Below are 25,985 nucleotides of genomic sequence, written 5' to 3'. Positions count from 1 at the left end.
ACATGAAGGAGCCGGACAGCGCCTCCGAGCTGCTCAGTTCGCTAGCCGTGCAAGGCGTGCGGGTGTTCCTGGAGAACGGGCGGCTGCAGTGCCGGGGCTCACGCGACGCACTGACGCCCGAGCTCCTCGACATGGTGCGTGGCCGTAGGGACGAGCTTCAGGCCTTCCTGGAGCGTGGGAGCGAGCCGTCCGGCTCGTACCCCCTCACCGCCGGCCAGCAGAGCCTCCTTCTTCACCAGCGTGTGACGCCGGACAGCGCGGCTTACAACCTCGCCTTCGCGGCGCGTGCCGTGAGCGCCATGGATGCGGCGGAACTGGACGCCGCCCTGCGCGAAGTGGTGGGGCGCCACGCGATCCTGCGTACGACGTACACGTGGGGGGAGGGTGACCCGACCCAGTCGGCGCGTGAGGTTCCGACGCGGATCCTCACCGAGGAGACCGCGACGCAAGACACGGTCGAGAGCGTCGTAGAGGCGTTCATGGACCTCCCTTTCGATCTCGAACGTGATCTGCCCGTCAGGGCGATGCTGGTGCGCACCGGTCCGGACGACGAGCGGCCCGTGCTGGTGATCGTCGTCCATCACATCGCCGCGGATCTCTGGTCGATCGACGTGATCGTCGACGAATGGCTGACCGCCTACCGCCTGCTGACAGCGGGAGGCGAGGCTCAATCGGGGCCCGTCGCGACGCAGTTCGTGCAGCATGTGCGTAGTGAGGGCGCCTGGCTCACCGGGCCCGAGGCGGAACGGAATCTCGGGTTCTGGCGAGAGCAACTCGGCGGCAGTGTGCCGGTGATGAACCTGCCGTTCGACCGTCCCCGTCCGCCGGCCCAGACCATGCGTGGTGGCCGTCTCTCGGTCGAGGTGGACCCCGCGCTGTCGCAGAGGTTCGCCCGGATCGCGAGTGAGTTCGACGCGACGCCGAACATGCTCTTTCTGGCGGCGTTCCAGGTGCTGCTGCAGAAGTACACCGGATCCGACGACGTGATCGTGGGTACACCGGCCGCGGGGCGGCGCGCACCGCAGACGCAGGACACCGTGGGCTTCTTCGCCGATCCGGTCGTCGTACGCGGTGATCTGCGGGGTGACCCGACGTTCACCGAGGTCCTCGGCAGCACGCGCTCGACACTCCTGCGCGCTCTTGACCACCCCTATCCCTTCCCGCTTCTCGTCGAGCGGCTGAGCCCCTTGCGCGACCCGAGTCGTTCACCGTTCTTCCAGGTGATGTACGTGTGGCAGCAGACGCGTCCCGCCGGGCAGGCGGTGCCGCTGGAGGCGCTCTCCTCGTCGGGCCAGCGCGGTGCGCCGTTCGACATCGTGCTGTCCGTTCACCAGGCAGGAGGGCGATTCGTCTGCTCATGGACGTACAACGTTGACCTGTTCGAGGACTCGACGGTCGAGCGCCTGGCGCGCGGCTACCTCGCACTGCTCGGTGAGATCGCCGCGCGTCCCGACGCGCGTGTTTCGTCGCTGCCTTCGATGTCCCAGGGCGAGCAGCGGGCGCTGATCCACGAGGCGAGCGGCTCGCGGATCGACGTCGACGGGCGCACATGGCTCGAACAGTTCGATGCGCAAGTGCTGCGGACTCCACGGGCGACGGCCCTGGTTTGTGACGGCGAGGCGCTGACGTACGAAGAACTGTCAGCCAGCGTCGGTCGGTTCGCCGCGGCGCTCCGTGCACGCGGTGTGCGGGAGGAAGTCCGTGTCGGTCTGTGCATCGAACGGTCAGCGGCCCTCGTGGTGGCCTTGCTCGCGGTCGCGCGGGCCGGCGGCGCCTACGTCCCGCTGGATCCTGCCTACCCGCAGGACCGGATCGCATATATGGCCGAGGACGCCGATGTGGCGCTCTGTGTGGTGGACGAGCCGGGACGTCGCGCCCTGAGTTCGTACGACGGAGACGTCCTGTCCCTGCACAGCCTCGAGAGCGAGACGGAGCGGCTCGAACCCGAGCCCCTTCACGGGAACTCGGCCGAGGCACTCGCCTACGTCATCTATACCTCGGGTTCCACCGGCCGTCCCAAAGGCGTGATGGTGACCCGGCGCAATGTTCTCAACCTGTTCGCGGGTCTCGACCGAGCCGTGGGGAGCGAACCCCGGACCGCTGACGGGCAGCCCGTGTGGCTGGCAGTGACGAGCGTCTGCTTCGACATATCCGTCCTCGAACTCCTCTGGACACTCTGCCGGGGATACAAGGTCGTCATCGAGCCCGGGCTGTGGACCTCCCAGGCAGAGGCTCCTGCTCCGCGGCTCATGGAGGCACAGCCGCGCCCCGTCGACTTCAGCCTCTTATATTTCGCTGCCGACTCCGGCGAGCAGAAGGGGAAGGACCTGTACCGGCTGCTGCTCGACGGAGCCCGCTTCGCGGACGTCCATGATTTTCGCGCCGTATGGGTTCCCGAACGGCATTTCCACACGTTCGGTGGCGCGTACCCGAATCCCTCGGTCCTCGCCGGCGCCGTCGCGGCTGTGACGGACAACGTCGAGATACGTGCCGGAAGTGTCGTTCTTCCACTGCAGGATCCGCTCCGAGTCGCGGAGGAATGGGCGGCGGTCGACAATCTGTCCGACGGCCGTGTCGGTCTGTCATTTGCCTCAGGATGGCAGCCCAATGACTTCGTTCTCGCACCGGAACGATTCTCCTCGCGCAAGGAGTCGATGTGGGACGACATGGATGTCGTCCGCAGGCTCTGGCGTGGGGAGGCCGTTCAGCGCCGGAACGGGGTCGGTGCCGACATCGAGGTGAGCACGCTCCCGCGTCCCGTACAACCCGAACTCCCTGTGTGGGCGACGGCCGCGGGCAGCGACGAGACATTCCGTAGAGCAGGTGCGACCGGCGCGAACCTCCTGACCCACCTGCTGGGGCAGAACGTGCAGGAGCTGGCCCGCAAGATCGGTGTCTACCGCGCGGCGCGGACCGCTGCCGGCCATGACGAGGGTGTGGTGACGCTGATGCTGCACACCTTCGTCCACCCTGACATCGACGTTGTGCGCGAGGCGGTCAGCGAGCCCTTCAAGAACTATCTCCGCAGTTCGATCGATCTGATGCAGGGGATCGCGAAGGGCCTCGGACTCGATCCCGTGCGACATCGCGAAGTGATCGTCGAGCATGCCTTCGAGCGCTACTTCAACACCAGCGCGCTGTTCGGGACCCCGGAGTCCTGCGCTGCCTTCGTCCGCGAATTGGCCGCGACCGGGGTGGACGAGATCGCCTGCCTCATCGACTTCGGTGTCCCCGACAATGTGGCACTCGAGACACTCGGCAACATCGCGAGTGTCAAGCGCGCACTGGCGAAGGTCCCTGCCAGGCCATCCCGTACGCTCACCGAGGCCATCGCACTGCATGGCGTCACGCACATGCAGTGCACGCCCGCATTCGCGCGCCTGCTCCTCCTCGACCGGGAAAGCGGTTCATCAGCCGGAAGCACGTTGAGCACCCTCCTCGTCGGAGGAGACGCGTCACCGCCGGATCTTGTCGCGCAATTGCGGGACGCCGGAATGGCCGACGTATTCAACATGTACGGCCCAACGGAGACCTGTGTCTGGTCGGCGGTGCAACGGCTCGAACCGGACAGCCACGGCCGCGTGACGGTCGGCGGCCCCATCGTGAACACCTGGCTCTATGTTCTCGACGCGCAGCTCAAGCCGGTGCCGATCGGAGTCCAGGGAGAGCTGTACATCGGCGGGACCGGCGTGGGCCGAGGATATTGGAACAAGCCCGCGCTGACCGCCGAGAGGTTCCTACCTGATCCGTTCACCGACCGGCCGGGTGCCAGGATGTACCGGACGGGCGACATCGTCCGTCCCCTGGGCGGCGGCCGCTTCGAGTTCCTCGGCCGCGCCGATCACCAGGTGAAGGTACGTGGCTTCCGTATCGAGTTCGGCGAGATCGAGGCCGTACTCGGCTCGCACCCGGCACTCGCGAGCTGCACCGTGGTCGCCCTACCGGATCGCGACGGCGACATGGGGCTTGTCGCGTTCGCCGTAGCGCGCGAGACGGCGGCTTACGACGAGTCGAGTGTGCGCGCTCACGCCCGGAACAAGCTGCCCGAGTACATGGTGCCCTCGCGCATTGTCGCGGTGGACCGTCTGCCGCTGACGCTGAACGGCAAGGTCGATCGTGGCGCGCTCGTCAGGCTGGCGAAGGAGGCCAAGGGTGGCGGCCGGGGCACCTATCTGGCGCCGCGCAACCAGATCGAGAGCTCGCTCCAGAAGATCTGGCAGGAACTGCTCGAACGCGAGGGCGTCGGCATCCACGAGAACTTCTTCGAAGTCGGTGGCCATTCACTGCTAGCCGCGAAGATGCACGCGCGTATCACCACGGCGGGACTCGGCCAGGTCGAACTGGTCGACCTGTTCACTTTCCCGACGATCGCCGGGCTCGCGGCACATATCAGCGCGGGCGGAGAGACCGGTGTCCAGACGCTGGCCGCAGGTGCCGAGAGCCGGGCGAGCAAGCAGAAGGCTGCCGTTCGTCAACGGCAGCGCAGGAGGCAGGGTTCGTGAGCGATCAGCACTTGAGCGACGACAGTCAGCACGTCGCGATCATCGGCATGGCCTGCCGTTTCCCCGGAGCGGGTGATCCAGAGGAGTTTTGGCGCAACATCGCCGAGGGGATCGAATCGATTTCCCGGCTGTCGGAGGACGATCTCCTGGCGGCCGGTGTCGAGGCGGAGCAGCTCCTCGATCCCCACTATGTGCCGGCGGCAAGCATCCTCGAGGAGATGGACCGGTTCGACGCCGAGTTCTTCGGCCTCACACCGATGGAGGCGTCGATTCTCGACCCCCAGCACAGGATGCTGCTGGAGTGCACGCAGGCGTTGTTCGACAACGCGGGCTACAACCCGGACAGCCTGAAACAGCTCACCGGGGTCTACGTCGGCGTCGGTTTCCCTTCGTACCTCGTCAACAATGTGCTCAGCAGACCAGAGATCGTGCAACAGGTCGGGATGCAGCGGATCTTCTACGCCAGCGACAAGGGTTTCGCGCCGACCCGGATCTCGCACAAGTTCAATCTGACGGGCCCCAGCATCGGCGTCGACACCGCATGCTCGACCTCGCTCGTAGCCGTCCATCAGGCCTGCAGGGCACTGCTGGCCTATGACTGCGATCTCACGATCGCCGGTGGTGCCAGCGCGGTCCTACCCAACGGTGTCGGCTACACCTACCACGAGGGCGGAATCTCCTCGCCCGACGGCCACTGCCGTGCGTTCGACGCCCGTGCCGGGGGGACGATCTTCGGCAGCGGGGTGGGACTCGTCCTGCTCAAGCGTCTCGAGGACGCGCACGCCGACGGCGACAACATATGGGCCGTGCTCCGGGGTTCGGCCGTCAACAACGACGGAGCGTCCAAGGCCGGATTCACCGCTCCCAGCGTGACCGGCCAGGCCGCTGTCATCGCCGACGCACTCGCGTTCGCCGAGGTCCCCGCCGAGACGGTCGGCTACGTCGAGGCCCATGGGACGGGGACGGTCATTGGCGACCCCATCGAGATCGCGGGCCTCACAAGGGCGTACCGCGAGAAAACCGATCAGCAGCAGTACTGCGCGATCGGTTCGGTCAAGACGAACGTCGGACACCTCGATGTGGCCGCGGGTGTGAGCGGCCTGATCAAGGCCGTCCAGACGCTGCGCCACGCGGAGCTTCCGCCCACGCTGCACTTCAAGCGTCCGAATCCCGCGATCGACTTCGACAGCAGCCCTTTCTACGTGAACACGCGGCGCCGCCCCTGGCCGTCCTCCGACGCTCCCCGCCGCGCCGGCGTGAGTTCCTTCGGCATCGGTGGCACGAACGCGCATGTGGTGCTGGAGGAGGCACCTGTCCGGGAGGCATCGGGGGAGTCGCGCAGCGAGCAGTTGATCGTTGTCTCCGCCCGCTCGGCTGAGGCGCTCGATCGTGCGACCCGCGATCTCGTGACGGTATTCCAGCAGGCCGACGAAGCGGCACTGCCGGATCTCGCCTTCACTCTCAGCAGTGGACGCCGCGCCTATGCGCACCGCCGTGCGTTCGTCTGCGGCAGCCGAGCGCAGGCGATCGCCGCGCTCGAAGGGGGGACTCCTGAGGCTCTGCTCTCCGGGGAGCAGGAAACGGACCAGCCCCGGGTCGCGTTCGTCTTCCCGGGGCAGGGCGCGCAGCAGCTGCGTATGTTCGCGAGCCTGTACGAGGGGGAGGACACGTTCCGCCGAGAGGTCGACCGCTGCGCCCAGCACGCCGCGGGGCGGCTCGGCGTCGACCTGCGCGAGGTGATCCATCCGTCCGCCGCGACCGAGGAACGTGAGCGGGCACGGCTCGACGAGACCTGGCTCACCCAGCCCGCGCTCTTCACCGTCTCGCTCGCCATGGCCCGGGTGTGGCAGGCCTGGGGCGTGCAGCCGTCCGTCCTACTCGGGCACAGCCTCGGTGAGTACGTCGCCGCGACGCTGGCCGGGGTGTTCCGGGTGGAGGATGCTCTGGACCTGGTCATCGACCGGGCTCGGGCGATGAACGATCTGCCGGCCGGAGCGATGGTCGCTGTCTCCCTCGACGAGCTTTCGCTCGCACCCCTGCTGGGTGACTGCTCGCTGGCGGCGGTCAACGACCCGCGGCAGTGCGTGGCTTCCGGCCCGTACGAGGCGATCGAGGCACTCGAACAGCGGTTGGCGGCGCGGGGGGTGGAGCACCGGCGTCTGCGCACCTCACACGCGTTCCACTCGTCGATGCTCGACGACGTGGCTCGGGCCTTCGAGGCCCGTGTCGCGCATGTCGAACGGAACGCGCCGAGCATTCCCGTCGTGTCGTGTCTGACGGGTCGGGTCCTCGACGCGGCCGAGATCTGCGATCCCGCGTACTGGGCACGCCAGATGCGTGGCACGGTGCGGTTCGCCGATGCCGTGCGCACCATCGCCCAGGACCCGCAGCACTTGTTCCTGGAGGTGGGTCCGGGGCGGACGCTCACCCCGATGGTGCGGCGCACGGGGGTCGATCCACTGCGGATCGTGACCTCCGGGCGTGGTGGAAGCGACGCGAGGACCGACGGCGAGGCGTTGCTCTCGGCCCTTGGTTCCCTGTACTGCGCCGGCGTCCCCGTCGCGTGGGACGGGTTCTGGGAGGGACAGCGGCGTCACCGCCTTCCGCTGCCCGGCTATCCGTTCGAGCGGCAGCGCCACTGGATCGACTCGGACCCGAGGAAGTCCGTCGTTGCCGGGAACACCGGTGAGGTCCAGCCCGTTACCGGTCAGGACCAGCAGGAGGCGGCCCACTTCGTACCCGGGTGGGGACCGGCCCCGTTGGACGGCGCCGTCGCAGATGCCGCGCTCCGGGAACGCGGCACATGGCTGCTGGCGGGGGACGAGGATGAGTTCGGGCGCGCCTTGGCGCACGAGCTTGTCGAAGCGAACCAGTCGGTGGTCTCGGTCCGCAGCGGCGCGGCCTTCTCCGAAACCGACGAGGGCTATGTGATCGATCCCTCGCGCCCCGAGGACATCGACAGTTTGCTCGACGCGCTGGAGAAACAGGGCTGGCTGCCCGGCTCCGTCGTACTCACGTGCGCGCGCGGGCAGGCCGAGGACTTCGACGCGGCTCAGCGGGACGGGCTGGGCAAGGCGGCGGCGTGGGTCCAGGCCCTCGCCGGGCGCATGGCCGACGCCCCCGTGCGGCTCGCCGTGGTCTCGGACCGCTTGCACGCGGTGGTGCCCGGCGACCTTCCTTCGGTCGCCAAGAGCACGCTGAGCGGGTTCTGCCGGGCTGGCGCGGACGACCACCCGGAACTCGCCATCGCCTGCCTGGACATCGACGAGAACCTGCCGGCTTCCGCCAAGCGGATCGTCATGGAGGTCGCGACAGGGCTGAGCGATGCCGTTGTCGCCTATCGCGAGGGCGCGCGCTACACGGAGACGTACGGATCTCTGCCCGATGAGCCGCTCGACCATGTCCGAGAGGCGGCGAGCCTCATCGTCACCGGCGGGTTCGCCGGTGTCTCGGCGAGTCTGGCCCGCCACTTCGCGGCGACTCACCGGTCGCGGCTCACTCTCGTTGGGCGACGACCGGTACCCGTCCGTGACGAGTGGCCGCACTGGCTTGACGATTCCACCGGTTGGGGGCGTGCTCTGGCCGAGGCCACAGCCGGACTCGGTGGCGCCGTCGCGGCCCCTGTACGTGACGATGCCAAGTCGCTCGCCCGGATCGAGCGGGAGATAGCGGCCGCATCGGACTCGGGTCCGGACCGAGGTCGCGTCGAGCGGACGCTGAACCGGCTCTGCGGCGGGTATGTGTACGACGCGCTGGTCGCGGCGGGTGTCGACCTGAACCCGGGACGAGTCCACCGGCGCTCGGAGATCGCCGACCGGATGCGGATCCTGCCCAAGTTCGACAAGTTCCTCGACTTCTTCCTCGAGGTCCTCCGCGAGGACGGGATCATCCGCCGCGACGGGGACCGCATCGAGGTCCTCGTCGGCCGCGAAGCGGCGGACTTCGTGGACACGCGGACCGCTCTGGAGCAACTGCCCGGCTTCGACGACACCATCACGTTCCTCGAACACTGCGTGCGTCACTACCCGGCAGCGCTGAGCGGTGACATCGACGCCGTCGGGGTGCTCTTCCCCGACGGAGACCCGAAGCGGCTGGAGACCGCCTTCCGAGGGTTGCTGGACGGGAGCAACTACGGCGTCTACGCCTCCCTCCTGGGCCGGCTGCTGGCCCGACTGGCCGACTCCACCGTGGGCCGTCCGCTCAGAATTCTGGAAGTCGGCGGCGGAAACGGCCAGTTGACCCGACTCGTCGCCCCGCTGCTGCGAGGGCGAAACGTGCGGTACACGTTCACCGACCTCGGTAGCTCCTTCGTCCGGCGCGCCCGGCAGGCGGCCGCCGACTACGGGTTCGCCGGCATGCACTGCCAGGTCTTCGACATCTCCAAGGACCCCACGGCCCAGGGCCTCGACCCGTACTCCTTCGACGTCATCATCGGTTTCGACGTGGTCCACGCGACACCGCGGATCGACGAGACGACACGGAATCTGCGGGGCCTCCTCGCCCCGAGCGGCATGCTGTGCCTCGTGGAGGCCGTCGTGTCCCTGCGGTGGGTCGAGATGCTGTGGGGCCTCGCCGAAGGATGGTGGTTCTTCGAGGACGAGGAGGTCAGGACGCGTTCGCCGCTGATCTCACTCGACACCTGGGATCGGGTACTGGGTGAGCAGCCGTTCGCGGACGTCGTGTCGTTCCCCCGGAACCAGGCCGCGCGGGCCTCGACGGACTACGGTCTCGTGCTCGCGCAGCAGCCGGAGGCCATCGGCACTCCGGAGTTCGCCGCGTATCAGGCACGCAGGGCCGGGGAGATCCTCGGCGCCAACCGGACGCTGATCGACCAGGTCCGCGAGCTCGAAGCGCACGGGGCCGAGGTTCTCGTGACCTCGGCGGACCTGACCTCGCCCGAGCAGTTCGCCGAGGTCATCGCCGTCGCCAGGACACGCTTCGGCGGCGTGGACGGCATCGTCCACGCCGTGGAGCCGACGGCCGGGGGCGCCTCGTCAGAGTGGACACCGGCAGAGCTTCGGGCTGAAGTGTCCGCTCAGGCGCAGGCCGCGCTCGCCATCGACAGCGCGGCTGCCGACGCCGGAGTCCGGCATGTCGCGTTCGTGTCCCCGGGGGAGTCGGTCAGCGGCGGGAAGGGCACGTTGACGTCCGCGGCCGTCGGCGGCTTCCTCGATGCTCTCGTCGGCCCTCAGCCCGAGCGGACCGGGAACACGTCGATTCACTGGATGGACGACGGTGACGTGTGCTCGGTCGACCGCGCCCTCGGCCGGACCGGAGTCGTCTTCGTGGCGTCCGAGGACCCCGGTGCGGCGCTGGCCGCCCGCGCCGACCGGCGCCGTGCGCTGCGCCAGGCCCGCCAGGCGGAGGGAACGCGGACCGGCGAAGACGTCGAGGCTGAACTCCTCGCCATCTTCCGGCAGCTCTTCGGAACTGAAGACGTCGGTCCGCACGACGACTTCCACCGCCTCGGTGGTGACTCGCTCCTGGCCTCACAGGTGATCGCGCGTGTCCGCCGTCGGTTCTCCGTGGATCTCGCGGTCAAGGCGTTGTTCGACGCGCCGACGGTCGCCGGGCTTGCAGAGAAGGTGCGCGAGGCGAAGCGCGGTGGCGCGCACACGGATGTCCCGCTGCTGCGCGTTTCGCGGGACGCCGTGCTGCCGCTGTCGTTCGGCCAGCAGTCGCTGTGGCTCGCCGAGCAGTTCAACGGGCCTGGCGCGACGTACAACATTCCGGGCGCGGTGCGCCTGGTCGGCAGGCTGGAGATCGACTCGCTGCGGCGCAGCCTGCACGAGGTGATCAGCCGGCACGAAGTGCTGCGCACCACCATCCACTCGGTGGACGGCACTCCGGTGCAGCGGGTCCGCGAGGACTTCACCGTGGAGCTGCCGGTTCGCGAGGTACGCGAGAACCAGATCCACGACCTGGCCCAGGAGCATGCGCGCAGTGTGTTCGACCTGGAAACCGGTCCGCTCATCCGGGTGGCACTGCTGCGGATCAGCGACGAGGATCACGTACTCCTCGTCAACATCCACCACATCGTCTCCGACGGCTGGTCACTCGGTGTATTGGTCAATGAGCTGGTCACGCTGTACTCGTCGTTCGCGCGGGACGAGCCGTCGTCGCTGCCGCCGCTGGACCACCAGTACGTGGACTTCGCGCAGTGGCAGCGGCGGTGGCTCGAGGGTGAGGTCTTCGACGAGCAGCTCCAGTACTGGAGGCGCAAGCTCGCGGGGCTGCCTCCGCTGCTCGAACTGCCGACGGACCGGCCGCGGCCCGACAAGCAGAACATCTGCAACGCCGTACACCGCTTCGTCGTCCCCCCGGAGCTGTCCGCGCGGCTCGACGCGCTCGGTCGAGGCGAGGGCGCCACCTTGTTTATGGTGCTGCTCGCCTCGTTCAAGGTGCTCCTCTCGCGCTATGCCGGCACGACCGACATCGCAGTGGGAACGACGAACGCGAACCGCACACGCGCCGTCTTCGAGCAGATGATCGGCATGTTCGTGAACAACCTCGTGCTGCGTACCGACCTGGCGGGGAATCCTACCTTCAGGGAGCTCCTGGAACGTGTGCGTGCCACGTCCGTCGACGCCTACGCGCATCAGGACCTGCCGTTCCTGACGCTTGTCGACGAAATGCGACAGGGGCGGAATCCGGGCTACACGCCGCTGTTCCAGGTTCTCTTCCTGCTGCAGAAGCTGAACATCACGCTTGAGCTTCCCGGAATCGTGGCGCATACGATCGAAGTCGATGCGCTGCATACGAAATTCGACCTGACGCTGTTCATGGAAGAACAGGAACAGGGAATCGTAGGAACGTTCATCTACAACGCGGAACTCTTCGACGCGTCCACTGTGGAACGTATGTCGGCGCACCTCGTTCAGCTTCTGGCGAGTGCGGCGAATACGCCGGAAGAGCGCATCGGATCGCTGCGGATGGAGACCGACGACGAGGTGAGGTTAAGGAACATGACCGAGGCGAATTCCAAGACGTCGAGGCTCCAGTCGCTGCGCAGTGCGAAGCGGCGCTCGGTGGAAATCACGCAGATCAATCCGGTGAAAACGGGCTTCCTGCCCGGCCTGCCGGAGACGCCCCTCGTTCTGGAGCCCGCAGGCGACGGCGTCGATCTGCCCGGCTGGCTCCGAGCGAACCGGGATCTTGTGGAGTCCTACCTCCACCGCCACGGGGCCTTGCTGCTGCGAGGCTTCCACGGCGGCTCGGTGGCCCAGTTCGAAGAGGCCGCGGGCGCGATCTGTCCGACACTCTTCCGGGAGTACGGAGACCTGCCCCGCGAGGGGGAGTCCGACCAGATCTACAAGTCGACCCCCTACCCCGAGGACCAGTCGATCCTCTTCCACAACGAGAGCTCGCATCTGCACACCTGGCCCATGCGTCAGTTCTTCTCGTGCATCGTGGCGCCCCGGGAAGGCGGCGAGACACCGATCGTCGACTGCCGCAAGGTGTACGCCAAGCTTCGCCCGGAGCTGGTCGAGCAGTTCGAGACGAAGAAGCTGCGCTACGTCCGAAACTTCATCGAGTCGGTCGATGTGAGCTGGTCCCGTTTCTATGGCACCGACGATCCGGCCGAGGTGGAACGCAAGTGCACCGAGGCCGGAATGGGGTTCGAGTGGAGCCCCAACGGCACCCTGAAGACCTGGCGGGTGGCCGACGCGGTCCTGCCGCACCCGCGTACCGGGGACATGGTCTTCTTCAACCAGCTGGCGCTGCACCACGTCTCCTGCCTCGACGCCGAGACCCGGCAGTCACTCGTCGACCTCTACGGCGAAGCGGGCATGCCGCGCAACGTCTACTGGGGTGACGGCTCGGTGATCGAGGACGGCGTGGTGAACGAGATTCGTGAATTGATGGACCGTGAATCGCGCGCATTCCAGTGGCAGGAAGGCGATGTGCTGGTCATCGACAACATGCTCGTCGCGCACTCACGTCGTCCGTTCGTTGGCCCGCGCAAGATCGTGGTGGCGCTCGGAGACATGAGCTCTCCGGAATCGGTCGCAGAAAACGGCTGATACCGCCCGCCTTTGTCGGCTGACATCAATGGAGAATCGCAAAACGATGAACGACCCCGATCTCGAACGTACGCCGATGGCCGGCTTTCGGCTTTCGCCTCCGCAGGCCCACGTGTGGTCGCACGCCGCCGGGCGCCGTGCACAGTGCCGTATCGCGCTGGAGGGGCCGACGCAGCGGTCCGAGCTCGTGCGCGCGGTGCGCACCGTGATCGAGCGTCACGAGTCGTTGCGCTCACGCCTAGTGCCGGTGTCCGGCCTCGCGACTCCCCTGCAACTGGTGGATGACGGCGTCGAGTCGGAATGGATCGACGATGTCCTTCCGGACGATGCGCTCGCCGCGGCCGACGCGGTCGAGCGGGGGGCCGACGAGGACGCACATCGTCCGTCCGCAGGAGGGGGATACGCCGACCCGGTCCGGGCACGCCTCATGGTGGGCCCCGGCCGGTCCGTTCTCGTGCTGACGGCCTCCGGGATGTTCGTCGACCGCCGGTCATTTGCCGTGGTCTTCGAAGACTTCGCCGCCGCACTCGGCGGGCAGGCGCAGGACGAGGTGTCACTGCAGTACCTGGACGCGGCGGAGTGGCTGCACGAGCAGGTCGGCAGCGACGAGGCCCGGGCCCAGATGGACACGTGGCTCGGGCGCGAGCTGCCCGCCGCACGTGAGATGCGGATGCCCTTCGAGACCGGGGTGGACGCCGGCAGTGGTGTGGTGCGGGTTCCTCTCGACGGGACGCAGGCCGCAGCGGTGGCGCAGGTGGCCTCGCAGCTCCGCCGGTCGGTGCCCGCGCTGCTGCTCGGGGCCTGGCAGGTGCTGCTGTGGCGGCTCACCGGCGACGACCGGATCGTGACGGCGGTCCTCCCGACGTCCCGTGGTCTGGACGAGCTGGAGCACGTGGTCGGGACCTTCGAGAGCCCCGTCCCACTCCTCACCGTGATGGACGCGGCGCTGCCCTTCGTGGCTCTCGTCAAGGACCTCGACAGGGCGCAGGCCGAGGCGCCTGCGGACCAGTTCTCCTTCGACGGGACCAAGGCCACCGAGCCGGTCCCCTTCTCCTTCGCCTGCGCCGAGATTCCGGGAGAGGTACGCCTCGGTGACCTGCGCCTGTCCATGGTGGGGCTCCGCGTCCCACCGGTGGGCTCGTCCCTCCACCTTGATGTGGCTCACGGAGCACAGGGCGAGCCGGCCCTGAGCGTCGTCCACCGCACCGGGCAGGTGTCGGCACGGCAGGCGGCACGGATCGCCGACCAGCTGGCTTCCGTCGTCCGCGCGATTGTGGCCGATCCCGAGGCGATGGTCGGCGACCTCGGGCTGGCCGATCAGGAGGAGATCGCGCGCGTTCTGGCACACGGCATCGGTGAGAGCCGGCCGCACGCGGAGGACCAGCTCGTGCACACGTGCTTCGAGCGTTGGGCAGCCGCACGGCCCGACGCCCTCGCCGTCATGTGCGGGGGCAATCGGCTGACGTACGGTGACGTCGAGCGGACCTCGAACCGGCTGGCCCACGCCCTGCGCGCGCGGGGAGTCGGCCCCGACATGCCCGTCGGGCTGCTGGTCGAGCGTTCCGTCGAGTACGTCATCGCCCTGCTCGCCGTACTTAAGGCGGGCGGCGCCTTCGTGCCCCTCGACCCGTCCTTGCCAGTCGCCCGCCTCGCCCAGATGATCGAGGACGCCCGTCCGGCGGCGATCATCACGCACCGCGGTCTGACCTCTCGCGAAGCAGCGGACGGGATCCCGGTGATCGACCTGGACGACGTCTCGGAGCTCGACTCGCTGCCGGACACGCCGCCCGGCGGCCACATACATCCGGAGCACCTCGCCTACCTCATCTTCACCTCGGGGTCGACGGGGCGCCCCAAGGCGGTCGGCGTACCGCACCGCGCGATCCGCACCTACGTCGATGGCGTCCTGCCTGAGCTCGCTCTGCCGGAAGACGCTGTACTGGGCACCCTGGCGACCACGGCTGCCGACCTCGGGCACACCGCGGTGTTCGGTGCCCTGTGCACCGGACGGTCGCTCTTCCTCGCCGCGCCGGACGAAGTCCTGTCGGCCGACGCACTCGTCCGCCGTTTCCGCGAGCAGCCCGTCGACATGCTGAAGATCGTTCCCTCGCATCTCGCAGCGCTGCTCGACTCCGAGGAAGGCGCCGAGCTGCTGCCCACCACCTGCCTCGTACTCGGCGGTGAGGAACTGCCCGCGTCCTTGGCCGAGGAGGTGCGGAGGCTGCGTCCCGGCCTGCGGGTCGTCAACCATTACGGACCGACCGAGACCGCCGTCGGCGCCCTGGCGCTCACCACGCCCGACGCGATCTCCGGACCCGTCCCCATCGGGCGTCCACTGTCGAACTACCGCACCTACATCCTGGACGCGGAGCTGCGTCCGGTGCTGGAAGGGGCCCCGGGCGAGCTGTACATCGGTGGCCGGGGCGTCGCGCGTGGCTACTGGGGGCGGTCGGGCGCGACAGCCGAGCGTTTCCTTCCCGACCCCTTCTCGGGCGAGCCGGGCGCGGTCATGTACCGCACGGGAGACATGGTTCGGCAGCGGCCGGACGGCGCCGCCGTGTTCCTGGGCCGTGCCGATCAGCAGGTGAAGATCCGCGGTCACCGGGTGGAGCTCCGCGAGATCGAGACGGTGCTTCTGCGCAGTGAGCGCGTGAGCGACGCCGTGGTCGTCGTACGTTCCGACGGCGCCAACCCCTACCTCGCGGCGTACGTCGTCGCGCGCCGTGGTGCCCACCTGCAGACCGCCGCACTCGGAGAGCAGCTGCGCGCGCAGCTGCCCGACTACATGATCCCCGGTGCCATCGTCACCTTGCCGGTTCTGCCTCTGACCCCGAACGGCAAGGTGGACCGGCGGGCACTGCCGGTGCCGGACCCCGACGCATCCAGGGCGGAGAGCTACGTCGCGCCGCGCACGGAGACGGAGACCCTGCTGGCGGGGCTCTGGGAGGACATCCTTGGCTGCGAGAAGGTCGGCGCGCACGACGACTTCTTTCAGACGCTCGGCGGCAACTCGTTGGGCGCCACCCGTGTCGTTGCCAGGGTACGGGCGGCGACCCGAGTGGGGCTTCAGGTCAGCACCTTGTTCGAAGCCCCCACCGTGGCGAAGCTGGCCGAACTGATCGACCGCGAGCGTGCGGCCGGGAAGGTCGGAGCCGACGACGCGATCACGCCGATCGAGCGCACCGGACCGCTGCCCCTGTCCTACGCGCAGCGCCGTCTCTGGGTGCTCTCCCAGGTCGACGGCGCCAACGCCTCCTACAACATCCCCGCGGCCATCCGTATCAGGGGCGCCTTGGAGATCGCTCCCCTCGTCAGGGCGCTGAGCGAGGTGGTCCGCCGCCATGAGGCGCTTCGCACCAACTTCGTGTCGGTGAACGGCGTTCCCGTGCAGATCGTGCGTGAGGCCTCTTCCATCGACGTCCCGGTGGTGGACGTTTCCGCCCCGGACGTGCTGTCCAGGGCACAGGATTTCGCCGCGCGCACCTTCGACCTCGAACACGACGAGCTGTTCCGGGCCGAGATCCTGCGCGTCACGCCCGAGGAGCACGTACTGCTCTTGTGTCTGCACCACATCGTCTCGGACGGGTGGTCGACAGCCGTGCTCTGGCAGGAGGCCGCGACGCTGTACACGGCGTTCCGCGCGGGTCAGGTGTCTCCCCTGGCACCCCTGGCGATCCAGTACGCCGATTTCGCCTCCTGGCAGAACCAGCGGCTCGAAGCAGATGAGATCCGGCCGCAGCTGGAGTACTGGACGGATCAGCTGCGCGGCCTGCCCGCGCTGCTGGAACTCCCGACCGACCGGCCGCGGCCCGCCGTTCAGGGCACTATGGGAGCGACTCTCCCGATCGCCATCGACCCCGCCACCGCGGCCGCGCTGCGTGCCCTCTCCGGCGAGCGGCAGTCGACGATGTTCATGGCGCTGCTCGCCGCGTTCAATGTCCTGCTGTCGCGCTACACGGGCCAGGAGGACATCGCGGTCGGCACGCCCATCGCGAACCGGACGCGGGCCGAGGCCGAGGACCTCATCGGGTGCTTCTTCAATACGCTGGTGATCCGGACCGACCTGTCCGGCGACCCGTCGTTCGACGAGCTGCTCGGCCGGGTGCGCGAGGTGACGCTCGCCGCGCAGACGCATCAGGACCTGCCCTTCGAACGCCTCGTCGAGGCGCTGAACCCGCCGCGGGACCCCGGGCACACCCCGCTCTTCCAGGCGCTCTTCGTGTACCAGACCGCGCCTGGCGACGGCCTCGACATGGACGGTCTCGGAATCGAACCGCTGACCCTGCCGGGCGCCTTCGCGAAGTACGACCTCACGCTCGACCTGGTCGAGAACGACGAGGGACTGGTGGGGCGCATCGAGTACCGAACCGATCTCTTCGATGCGGGCACGATGGAGCGGCTGGCCGGCCACTTCACGGAGCTGGTCCGGGCGATCGTCTGCGAACCGGGTGCCAAGATCGGCGAGTTCGACCTCCTGACCGAGCCGGAACGGGAACTCATCCTCTCGGAGTGGAACCGGAACTACGCGGCTCCAGGCGATGAGCCGTTCGTGGCCGATGCCTTCGAGGCGCGTGCGCAGGCCGACCCCGACGCCACGGCGCTGGTGTTCGGCAATCAGTCCCTCACCTATGGCGAACTCGACCGGGAGGCAAGCCGGCTGGCGCGGGTCCTGCGGGCACGGGGCGTCGCCGAGGATGTCCTCGTCGGCCTCTGGATCGAGCGCTCGGCCGAGATGGTCGTCGCCATGCTCGCCGTGCTCAAGGCGGGTGGCGCGTACGTTCCGCTGGACCCCGGGGCTCCCGCCGCCCGGATCGCGTACATGATCGAGGATGCGCGGCTGCGGTTCGTGGTCGCGCCGGGCGTCCGTTCGGCGGAGCTTCCGGAGGGCGTCGAGCTCATCGATCCGAAGACGCAGGCGACCGCCGACGCGTCCTCGCCCGCACGTACGCTCCGCCCCGAGCACCTCGCGTACGTGATCTACACCTCGGGGTCCACCGGCCGCCCGAAGGGCGTCATGGTCGCGCAGCGGAACCTGGCCGGTTTCTTCTCCGCCATGGACCGCCGCTTCGGCGATTCCGCACCGGGTACCTGGCTCGCGCTGACGCACTACACCTTCGACATCTCGGTCCTTGAACTGCTGTGGTCGCTCACGCGTGGTTTCAAGGTCGTTCTGGCCGGTGAGGAGCTGGTGCTGAGCGAGGCCCGCAGAGCCGGCTCCGACAGGTCCGTCGACCTCAGCTTGTTCTACTTCGCGAGCGACGCCGGCGAGCGCGAGACCGACAAGTACCGGCTGCTACTCGAAGGCGCACGCTGGGCCGACGAGCACGGCTTCGCCGCGGTGTGGACTCCGGAGCGGCACTTCGGAACGTTCGGCGGGCTCTACCCGAACCCCGGTATCACCGCGGCCGCCCTCGCCGCCTCCACCAGCCGGATCGGAATCCGCACCGGAAGCCTGGTACTCCCGCTGCACAATCCGATCCGGGTCGCCGAAGACTGGGCCGTGATCGACAACCTGTCCAACGGGCGGGTGGGGCTTTCGATCGCCTCTGGCTGGCAGCCGCACGACTTCGCCCTTGCGCCCGAGAACTTCGCCGACCGCAAAGAGATCATGTTCCGCGATCTCGACACGGTACGCAGGCTGTGGCGCGGCGAGGCGGTGCGCACGGTGTCCGGCACCGGCGACGAGATCGAGGTGCGCACGCTGCCACGTCCGGTGCAGTCCGAACTGCCGGTCTGGATCACGGCGGCGGGCAATCCGGAGACGTTCCGTCGTGCCGGTGCCATCGGCGCCAACCTGCTGACGCACCTCCTCGGGCAGTCGCCCGAGGACCTGGCGCGGGCGATCGAGGTGTACCGTGCCGCCTGGACCGAGGCGGGACATGTCGGCGAAGGACATGTCACGCTGATGCTCCACACGTTCGTATCCGACGACGAGGACTTCGTCCGGCGGACGGTGCGCGAGCCATTCAAGAACTACCTCCGCGAGTCCGTCGATCTCGTCCGTCCCATTGCGCGCTCCCGCGGGCTCGAACTCGAGGACTTCGACGAGAGGGACCTCGACGCGCTCCTTGATCACGCCTTCGACCGCTATTACGGCAGCAGCGGTCTCTTCGGTACGCCGGAACAGTGCGCGACCGTCGTCGACCGGCTCCGTGAGAGCGGAGTGGACGAAATTGCCTGCCTCGTCGACTTTGGCGTCGGCACAGACGAGGTGCTGGCGAGCTTCGAGCACCTCGATGCCCTGCGCCGGATGGTGTCGCCCGCACCCGGGGAGGAGCCGCGCGAAGACATAGCCGGGCTCATCGAGCGGTACGGGGTGACGCATCTCCAGTGCACCCCGTCGCTCGCCGCGCTGATGGTGTCCGACGACGAGGCGCGAAGGTCCCTGCACGGGCTCGACTGGATGCTCGTCGGCGGAGAGGCGTTGCCGCCCGCGCTGGGCGCCATGCTGTCCGCGAGCGTTCGCGGCCGGGTGCTCAACGTCTACGGACCGACCGAGGCGACGATCTGGTCCACCAGCCATGAGGTGACCGGCGCGGGCAACTCGATCGGCCGTCCGCTCTCCAACACGCGCGTCCACGTACTGGACGAGCGGCTGAACCCGGTTCCGGTCGGGGTACCCGGCGAGCTGTGCATCGCGGGTGACGGCGTCGCCCGCGGCTATCTGCACCGGCCCGAGCTTACGGCCGAACGGTTCGTCACCGATCCCTTCGCGGCGGATCCCGCGGCGCGGATGTACCGCACGGGCGACATCGTGCGGTACCGGCCCGACGGTGAACTGGAGTTCATCGGCCGACGCGATCACCAGGTTAAGGTGCACGGCTTCCGGGTGGAACTCGGCGAAGTGGAGTCGGTGCTCGCGGACGCGCCCGGCGTGAAGACGTCCGCGGTCGCGGCCGACGACGACGGGCGCGGCGGCAAGCGTCTCGTCGGCTACGTGGTCGCGTCGAACGGATTCGACCCGGCGCGCGTACGCGGGCACCTGGAGGAGCGGCTGCCGCGCTACATGATCCCGGCTCTGTTCGTCGAGCTGGCCGCGATGCCGCTGCTGCCCAGCGGAAAGGTGGACCGCAAGGCGCTGCCGGACCCGCTCACCGAGCAGCGGCCGGCCGAGGCCTTCCTCGCGCCACGAACTCCGGTCGAGGCACGGCTCGCGCAGATCTGGAGTGAGCTGCTGCGGCTGCCGCGCGTCGGCGCGGACGACAACTTCTTCGGGCTCGGCGGCGACTCGATCATCGCCATTCAAATGGTCTCGCGCGCGAAGAGCGCCGGGATCGTCCTCTCCGCCCGTGACCTCTTCCAGCACCAGACGCTCGCCGAGCTCGCCCTGGTCGCCAAGGAGGGCACCGGGACGCGGGCAGATCAGGGCCTCGTCCTGGGCGAGACCGGGCTGGCCCCCATCCAGCGCTGGTTCTTCGAGCAGGAGCTCGCCGACGCACACCACTACAACCAGGCGGTGCTGGTCGACGTCACCGCCGGCAGCCTCGATCTCGACCTGCTCGCACAGGCGCGTGACGCCGTAGTGCGCCATCACGACGCCCTCCGCAACCGCTTCGTCCGCAACGAGGCCGGCGTACGGCAGTGGACGAGCGCACCGGAGGAGGGGACCGCACCGGTCGGCCGTCTCGACCTGACGAGCGAGCCGCCGTCGGCCTGGGCCGAGGCAATCGCCGCCATGCAGGCGCGCACCCAGAGTGATCTGGGTCTGGAACACGGGCCGCTGATCCGCATGGTCTACATCGGCTACGGCGGCAGGCGCCAGGACCAGGTCTACACCGTCATCCACCACACCGTCGTCGACGGCATCTCGTGGCGCATCCTCATGGAGGACCTCCAGGCGTCCTACGAGGCGCTGCGTGACGGCCGCTCCGTCCGGCTGCCACCGAAGACCACCTCGTACCAGGAGTGGGTCGCGAGGCTCCAGGCACACGCGGCCGACGACGAGACGCGGGGCGAGCTCGACTACTGGGCGTGCCAGGTCGAGTCGGCGACGGTGCCGCTGCCGCGCGAGCGCGACGGGGAGAACACCGAGGCGACGGCACGGACGGTCACCGCGGAGCTCTCGGCCGACGACACGACGACGCTGATGCGCGACGTGCATGCCGTACACAGGACCGATGCGCACGAGGTGCTGCTGTACGCACTGGCCGAGGCGTGCGCACCGTGGACCGGCTCGCGCGCGCTGCTCGTCGACGTGGAGGGCCACGGCCGCGAGGAGCTCTTCGATGACGTGGACATCTCGCGCACCATCGGTTGGTTCACGGCGATGTATCCGCTGCGCCTCGACGTGACCGGGGACGACGGCCTGTGGGCCGTGAAGGAACAGGTGAGGAGCGTCCCGAGGCGCGGGGTCGGGTTCGGTCTGCTGCGCCATCTGGCGCCGGACGAGTCGACCCGCGTACGCCTGGGCCGCGGGAGCGAGGCGGAGATCGTCTTCAACTACCTGGGGCAAGCCGACGCCTCGCGGCTGCCGGACTCGCTGTTCGCGCTGTCCACCGAATCCGTCGGCGCGTCGCACGGCGGGGCGCAACGGCGCAAGCACCTGCTGAACATCAACGGGATCGTGGCGGACGGTCGGCTCCGCATCGACTTCACCTTCAGCGAGTCGGTGCACGACACCGGGACGATCGAGGCACTCGCCGACCGGTTCACCGCCACGGTGCGACGGGTTCTCGACGACTGCCGAGCGGGCCGCCTGCGGCTCGATCCGTCCGCATTCCCGGACATCGACCTGACCCAAGAGGAGCTCGATGACCTTCTTGAGGAACTTGAGAGCTAGGACTGACTGACGCAATGAACAAGACGAACGACATCGAGGCGATCTATCCGCTGTCGCCGCTCCAGCACGCGATGCTGCTCAAGTCGCAGCTTGCCCCCCACAGCGGTGTCTACGTCGTGCAGCTGGCGTTCGATGTCTGCGGGCCCCTCGACGTGCACGCGTTTCGTGCGGCCTGGGACGAGGTGACGGCACGTCACGCCGTCCATCGAACGTTGTTCATGCGCCTGGATCAGAGCCAGCCGCTGCAGGTCGTACGCAGGCGGGTGAGCCTTCCCTGGCGCGAGGAGGACTGGACCGACCTGCTCGCCGATGAGCAGGAGACGCGGTTCGACGCCTTTATGGAGGAGGACCGCGGGCAGGATTTCGAGCTGTCCCGCGCCCCCTTGATGCGCTGCTTCCTGGTGCGGCTCTCGGAGGACCGGCACCGGTTCCTCTGGACGCGCCATCACGCGATCTCCGACGGCTGGTCGATGCCGGCCGTGATGAGCGAGATCATGCGGCACTACCGCGCCCTTGTGGAAGGCGGATCGGCAGCGCTCGGCCCGGTTACGGAGTACCGCGAGTACATAGCGTGGCTGCGCGCGCAGGATGCCGCCAAGGCGGAGGACTATTGGCGCCGGTCGCTCGCAGGAGTGCACGGGCCGACCTCGTTGGGAGTGGACCGGCCGCCGGTCGACAACCGGGAGCCCGGCCGCGTCGAAAAGCGGCGCGTGCTGCTGTCGCGCGAGACCACGGCGGCCCTTCAGGGCGCCGCGCGGCGTGAGCGGATCACGCTGAGCACTCTAGTGCAGGGCGCGTGGGCGGTTCTCCTCCGCCGCTACGGGGGCGAACGCGACGTCCTGCTCGGGATGGTCGCGTCGGGCCGCCCGCCGTCGATCGACGGTGTGGAGTCGATGGTCGGGTGCTTTCTCAACACGCTGCCGGTGCGCGTCCATGTCGACGACGAGGCGCGCGCGGCCGACTGGCTCCGTGAGCTCCAAGTGGCTCAGGTCGAGCGTGAGGAGTACGGCTACTCGCCGCTCGCGGAGATCCGGCGCTGGACGGGCGTGCAGGGCGACGTGCCGCTGTTCGAGTCGCTCGTGGTGTTCGAGAACTTCCCCCTGGAGTCAGTACTCGACGCCCCCGGCGCAGGGATACGCGTCGAATCGGTCCGCATGTCGGAGCAGACGAGCTTCCCGCTCACGCTGACGGTCGCCCCCGGCGAACAGATCTCCCTCCAGCTCGCCTTCGACGAGGATCGGTTCGATTCCTCTGCCGTCGAGCGGATGCTGGAGCACTACCAGGTCCTGCTCACCGGACTGGCTGACGCGCGGAGCACGCTCGGCGAGCTGTTGATCGTGGGCGAGGAAGAGCGGCAGCGCCTGCTGGTCGACTGGAACGGAACGAGGACCGACGACCAGGCACAGCCCGCTGTACACCAGCTGTTCGAGGCACAGGCGGCGGCGACGCCGGATGCGACGGCGCTCATCGCGGGGGAGGCGCGGCTCAGTTACGCGGAACTCGACGCAGTCGCCAACGGTTTCGCACGACGGCTCCGTGCGGCGGGGGTGACCCCCGGGGCGTTCGTTGGTGTGTGTCTCGACCGTGAGGCCGATCTCCCGGCGGCGCTGCTGGCGACCTGGAAAGTGGGGGCGGCGTACGTCCCGCTTGATCCCGCGTACCCGCCGTCGCGCATCGACCAGATCCTGAGGGACGCGGCGCCCACCCTGGTGCTGGCCCAGGCCTCCACGCGCCAGGCGCTCTCCCGCTCGTCGGCCCGGCTGCTGATGGTCGACCGGGAGGACGACCGGGAAGCCGCTGTCGAGGCCGGGGCCCCGGCCGCCGGCACAGACCCGCACGAACAGTCCGTGGCCCTCGTGATCTACACCTCCGGTTCGACCGGCACGCCGAAGGGCGTAAGGATCACGCATCGTAATGTTGTGGCACTTCTCGCGTGGGCGCAGGGGGTCTTCTCCCCCGACGAGCTCGAAGGGACGCTGGCTTCGACGTCGATCTGCTTCGATCTCTCCGTATTCGAGCTCTTCCTGCCACTCACGACCGGAGCCACCGTCATCCTCGCGGGGCACGCGCTCCTCCTGCCTTCCCTGCCCGCCCGCGACAGCGTGACGCTGGTGAACACCGTCCCCTCGGCGATGGACACCCTGCTGCGCCTGGGTGAGCTGCCGGACCGCGTACGGGTGGTCAACCTCGCGGGCGAGCCGCTGCCCCGCGATCTCGTCGACCGGCTTTACGCACGGGACGGCGTACGCAAGGTCTACAACCTGTACGGGCCGTCCGAGGACACCGTGTACTCGACGTTCGCCCTCGTTCCCGAGGACGGCGCGAAGCCCCTCATCGGGCGTCCCATCGCAAACTCCCAGGCGTACGTGCTCGACTCCATGATGGTTCCTGTCCCGACGGGTATCGCAGGGGAGCTCTATCTCGGGGGCGAAGGCGTCTCGCAGGGCTACCACAGCCGGCCGTCGTTGACCGCCGAGCGTTACGTTCCGGATCCGTTCGGCGGACGCCCCGGAGCCCGTCTCTTCCGTACGGGAGACCTGGCCCGTTGGCTCCCGCACGGCGAACTCGAATATCTCGGCCGGAACGACCGCCAGGTGAAGCTGCGCGGCTTCCGTATCGAGCTGGGAGAGATCGAGGCGGCACTCAGGAAGCTCAAGGGCGTCCGTGACACGGTGGCCGTCGTGCGCGAGGACCAGATGGGCACCAAGCGCCTCGTGGCGTACGTCGTCGCAGAAGCGGGCCACAGCTTCGATCGGGCGAGCGCAGTGGCGGCGATCCGGGCGACGCTCCCCGAGTACATGATTCCCGCCGCGTTCGTCGAGCTGGCCACCGTACCCCTGACGCCCAATGGAAAAGTCGACTGGGCCGCGCTCCCCTCTCCCGAACCGGCGCAGGCACAGCGCGCTTACCGGGAGCCGGGGACCGAGACCGAGAAGGCGATTGCAGCGATCTGGGCGGCAGTCCTCGGCGTCCCCCGCCCGGGAGTCGACGACGGGTTTTTCGACATCGGAGGGGATTCGATCCTCCTGGCCCGAGTCTTCGGTCAGTTGAAGGCCGCATACCCGAACCGGGTCACCATGACCGATCTGTACAGATATCCGACGATCGCCTCTCTGGCCCGGTACATATCCGGGACCGAGGACAAGCCGGCTTTCGCCGGTGTCCAGAGTCGACTCGAAAGGCGCCGCGCGGCGATGGGCGCAGCACGGAGTGGAGACAAGCAGTGACCGACGATCGAAGCATCGCCGTCGTAGGGATGGGACTGCGTGCCCCCGGAGCCGCGAACGCCGATGAATTCTGGCAGAACCTCGTCCGGGGAACGGAGTCGATCTCCCGCCTCAGCGACGACGATGTCATCGCCGCACACGGTGACCCCGCGATCCTGGCGGATCCGGATCTCGTGAGTGCGGGCGGACTTCTCGAACGGATCGAAGAGTTCGACGCCGCGTACTTCGGCTACACGCCGCGTGAAGCGGAGATCATGGATCCGCAACAGCGGTTCCTCCTCGAAGTGGCCGTCGAGGCACTTGAGGACGCGGGCTGCGACCCGGTTGTGACCGAGGACACGATCGGCGTGTTCCTCGGTATCAGACGCAGCGGATACTTCCTCCACCATCTGCTGCCACGAACCGATCTGATGACCTCGTTCGCGCGCCAGATCTCGCTGTTCAACGACAAGGACTTCGCCGCCACCCAGATCTCCTACCGCCTCAACCTGACCGGGCCAAGCATGACGGTCGGCACGGCATGCTCGACGTCGCTCGTCTCGATCCACCAGGCGTGCAAGAGCCTCTTCGAGTTCGAATGCGACGTGGCGCTCGCCGGTGGGGCGACGATCAACGTCCTTCAGCGCGGCGGCTACCAGTATCAGGAGGGGAGCATCTTCTCTCCCGACGGCCATTGCCGGGCGTTCGACGCGGAGGCGCGCGGTACCGTCGGCGGCAGTGGCGTCGGACTCGTGGTGTTGAAGCGGCTGTCGGATGCGGTGCGGGACGGGGACACGATCCGTGCGGTGATTCGCGGTTCCGCGGTCAACAACGACGGTGCGGACAAGGTCGGGTTCACCGCGCCCAGTGTCACCGGTCAGGCGGGCGTCGTTTACGAGGCTCAGCAGGTGGCGGGGGTCGATGCCGCGTCGATCGGCTATGTCGAGGCGCATGGGACGGGGACACCGCTCGGAGATCCCATCGAGATCGCCGCGCTGAGCCAGGCGTTCGGTGCATCGACCTCGAAGCGGGGGTTCTGTGCGCTCGGTTCGGTGAAGACGAATGTGGGCCACCTCGATACCGCGGCGGGAGTCGCGGGGTTCATCAAGGCGGTCCTGTGTGTGGAGCGGGGGTTGATTCCGCCGAGTCTGCATTACCGGACGCCGAATCCGGAGATCGATTTCGAGTCGAGTCCGTTCTTCGTGAACTCGGAGTTGCGTGACTGGTCGGGTCCGTCGCCACGGCGGGCCGGGGTGAGTTCCTTCGGCATGGGCGGCACCAACGCGCACGTGATCGTCGAGCAGCCCCCCGAGCCGGAGCGCCGAGCTGAGCCGGAGACCAAGGCCGCTGAGGGTTCGGGTGTCGAACCGGCGGTCGATTGGGAGGTACTTGTCACGTCGGGCAAGACGGCGGCTTCACTGTCGGGCCAGCGGGCGCGCCTGGCGGATCACCTGGCAGACCGCTCGGCGCGCCG

General features: G+C 68.4%; 5 protein-coding genes. All 5 read left to right on the top strand.

The features are described 5' to 3' along the window. The first annotated feature begins 2 nt into the window (after window positions 1–2). Window positions 3–4,502, top strand: coding sequence for a MupA/Atu3671 family FMN-dependent luciferase-like monooxygenase (locus ACWCP6_RS22290; protein WP_450934240.1), 4,500 nt, complete (start codon window positions 3–5; stop codon window positions 4,500–4,502). Further along, window positions 4,499–12,526, top strand: coding sequence for a condensation domain-containing protein (locus tag ACWCP6_RS22285; protein WP_450934239.1), 8,028 nt, complete (start codon window positions 4,499–4,501; stop codon window positions 12,524–12,526). Before ACWCP6_RS22290 ends, ACWCP6_RS22285 begins: the two co-directional genes overlap by 4 nt. Window positions 12,527–12,572: 46 nt before the next feature. Further along, complete coding sequence (locus ACWCP6_RS22280) at window positions 12,573–21,305, top strand: amino acid adenylation domain-containing protein (protein ID WP_450934238.1); 8,733 nt, start codon at window positions 12,573–12,575, stop codon at window positions 21,303–21,305. Between the two features lie 14 nt (window positions 21,306–21,319). After that, the gene (locus ACWCP6_RS22275) at window positions 21,320–24,532 is read left to right on the top strand and encodes an amino acid adenylation domain-containing protein (RefSeq protein WP_450934237.1); all 3,213 of its coding nucleotides are present in this window, start codon (window positions 21,320–21,322) and stop codon (window positions 24,530–24,532) included. Then, window positions 24,529–25,985, top strand: a 1,457-nt coding sequence (locus ACWCP6_RS22270; protein ID WP_450934236.1) for a type I polyketide synthase, incomplete at its 3' end; no start/stop codon positions are given. The genes ACWCP6_RS22275 and ACWCP6_RS22270, both read left to right, overlap by 4 nt.

This window comes from Streptomyces sp. NPDC002004 (genome assembly GCF_053593975.1).
Note: the sequence above shows the minus strand (reverse complement) of the source record. Positions and strands in the feature narration are given on the sequence as shown.